The organism is Acidimicrobiia bacterium (genome assembly GCA_016650365.1).
Lineage (GTDB): Bacteria > Actinomycetota > Acidimicrobiia > Spongiisociales > JAENVV01 > JAENVV01.
On the sequence record JAENVV010000133.1, the window covers coordinates 1 to 2,542 of the forward strand.

The following is a 2,542-nucleotide window of genomic DNA, read 5'->3' on the forward strand; positions in this document are numbered from 1 at the left end:
GATGGTGGCCCACCTGTTGGGCGCCGCCAAGAGCAACGCTTCGGTTCTTGAGTCGTTGAAACAATTGAGGCGAGGTCGTCAGTGGGCCAAGACGCACGGTCGGCCCGAGATCGACGGAATCAACGCGGTGCAGGTGCAGGACCACCAACACTTGTCGCCCAAACAGCTCATTGAACAGCTTCGGGCGGTGGCGCCGAAAGCGGTTGCCGGCCGTCGCAAGACTCCCGGGTTGATGCGTCGGGTCAAGGTAGCCAACCCGGCGGGAGGCAAGATGACGATTGGCCACCTCATGGACCGCGTCTACACCCGGGATCAGTGGCTGCACCGGATCGATATCTCCAGAGCCGTTGGACGCGAGCCGCGGTTGACACCCGACCATGATGGTCGCCTCATCGCCGACGCCGTCGAAGAGTGGGCCAAGGTTGATAACGCTCCTTTCGTGCTGGAACTGACCGGGCCTGCCGGCGGAACCTTCCGCAGTGGCCAGGGTGGCCGTCAGCTTCGATTGGATGCGGTCGATTTTTGTCTGCAAGTGTCAGGACGGCGGGAGTCACAGCTGGCCCAGATCGTCTGGTAGGCGTCGTCGACCGCACCCTGACTTCCGATGTGCGTCCTCGCAACCTGCGCCGGGGCGCCGTTGCTGACCCTGCCGGTTTTGGCTGCCCACGATATGCCGTTGGGTCTGCAAGTGATCGGTTTCCATGGCCAAGACGCAGACCGGTTCGCTCAGGCAGCCTGGGTCGAGGACTCTATCAGCCGGCGGCCCTAGCATGGCTGCCATGTCTGACTTTGACGTTGACGTCGCCATTGTGGGTAGCGGTTTTGGAGGTTCGGTCAGCGCACTTCGGCTGGTCGAGAAGGGCTACTCGGTGGCGGTGTTCGAAGCCGGGGAACGCTTCGAGGCTGATGACTATCCCAAGACCAACTGGGCGGTGAAGAAGTTCTTGTTCATGCCCAAGCTAGGGCTGCGTGGCATTCAGCGGTTGACGCTACTCAAAGATGTGTTGGTTTTGTCTGGTGCTGGCGTTGGGGGAGGGTCGCTCGTCTATGCCAACACGCTCTACGAGCCGCTCGACCACTTCTGGTCCGACCCCCAATGGGCTCACATCACCGATTGGAAGGACGAGCTTGCCCCCCATTACAAACAAGCTCGCCTGATGCTCGGCGCCACCACAGCCCGGGACCACACAGCAGCTGACGATGTCATGCGAGGTTTAGCCGAGCGGCTCGATGTGAGCGACAGCTACCGACCCACTCCGGTGGGCGTATACCTCGGCCCAGCGGGCGAAACGGTCGACGACCCGTACTTCGGCGGAGCGGGTCCCGACCGGACCGGTTGTATTGAGTGCGGGGGCTGCATGGTTGGCTGTCGCCACAACGCCAAGAACACCCTCGATCGTAACTATCTCTATCTAGCCGAAGGCAAGGGAGCCAAGGTTCACGCCGGCCGCCAGGTCGTAGACGTGGAACCCCTGATTGGTGGAGGGTATGAGATCACCAGCGAGCGCTCGGGAGCGTGGCTGCGCAAAGCGCGCCAGACAATCCGGGCCGAACAGGTTGTTTTTTCCGCTGGCGTGCTGGGTACGATGCAGCTCCTGGCCGAACTGAAGGAACGTGGTCGCCTGCCAAACTTGTCCGATCGCTTGGGCCAACGCGTCCGGACAAACTCCGAGGCAATCCTCGGTGCCCAAGCCCCTACGAGCGACGTCGACTATTCAAAAGGTGTTGCCATCACCTCTTCGATCTATCCCGATGAGCGGACCCACATCGAACCCGTGCGGTACCCCAAGGGTTCCAATGCCATGGGCCTCTTGTCGACAATCCTGGTTGACGGTGGCGGACGCGTGCCCCGTCAAGTTCGTTTCCTCGCCCAGGCACTGCGCCACCCCGTGGCGTTCGGGCGCAGCTTGTCGGTCCGCCGTTGGTCTGAGAGGACGGTGATCTTGCTGGTAATGCAGAGCACCGAAAACAGCCTGAGAATCAAATGGAAGCTGCGACGTAATGGCAAGTTGAAGCTGACAACTGAACAGGGTGAAGGTGAACCAAATCCCACCTACATCCCCCAAGGAAACCAGGCGGCTCGAATCGCAGCCGACATCATGGGCGGCCAACCTGGAAGCGCCATCAATGAGGTACTGCTCGACGTGCCAACAACGGCCCACATTTTGGGCGGAGCGTGCATTGGTGATTCAGCGGACACCGGTGTTGTCGACCCGTACCAGCGGGTGTTTGGTCACCCAGGACTACACGTCGCCGATGCCTCAACGATCAGCGCGAACCTGGGAGCCAATCCGTCGTTGACCATCACGGCTCAAACCGAACGAGCCATGGCGATGTGGCCGAACAAGGGCGAAGCCGACCCACGTCCTCTGCTGGGTGCGCCATATGTCCGGATTGATCCAGTGCCGCCAAACTCTCCCGCCGTCCCAAGCCATGCACCTGCCGCGATCGGTTGGATTCAGCACGGCTAGGCGAGCTCAGTTGTTTTCCTGATGGCACGGTCCCGCAGGGGCCCAGCAGGTCGCTTCGGTCTCAGGCGGTA

General features: G+C 61.4%; 3 protein-coding genes. All 3 read left to right on the top strand.

Features of this window, described 5'->3' with window-relative positions; genetic code table 11:
- Positions 1-127: 127 nt before the first annotated feature.
- From JJE47_07825 to JJE47_07835, 3 genes are read left to right on the top strand one after another with little or no spacing between them, the layout of a single operon-like run.
- A complete protein-coding gene (locus tag JJE47_07825; protein MBK5267329.1) occupies positions 128-577 on the top strand; it encodes a hypothetical protein in 450 nt (149 codons plus the stop codon).
- A gap of 27 nt (positions 578-604) precedes the next feature.
- A complete protein-coding gene (locus JJE47_07830; protein ID MBK5267330.1) occupies positions 605-769 on the top strand; it encodes a hypothetical protein in 165 nt (54 codons plus the stop codon).
- A 10-nt stretch (positions 770-779) separates the two neighbouring features.
- On the top strand, positions 780-2,471 hold the full coding sequence (locus JJE47_07835) for a GMC family oxidoreductase (protein MBK5267331.1): 1,692 nt from the start codon (positions 780-782) through the stop codon (positions 2,469-2,471).
- The last annotated feature ends 71 nt before the right edge of the window (positions 2,472-2,542 follow it).

Coding starts and splice junctions, on each gene's coding strand:
- JJE47_07830 (MBK5267330.1), top strand. CDS start 605: ATGTGCGTCCTCGCAACCTGCGCCGGGGCGCCGTTGCTGACCCTGCCG.
- JJE47_07835 (MBK5267331.1), top strand. CDS start 780: ATGTCTGACTTTGACGTTGACGTCGCCATTGTGGGTAGCGGTTTTGGA.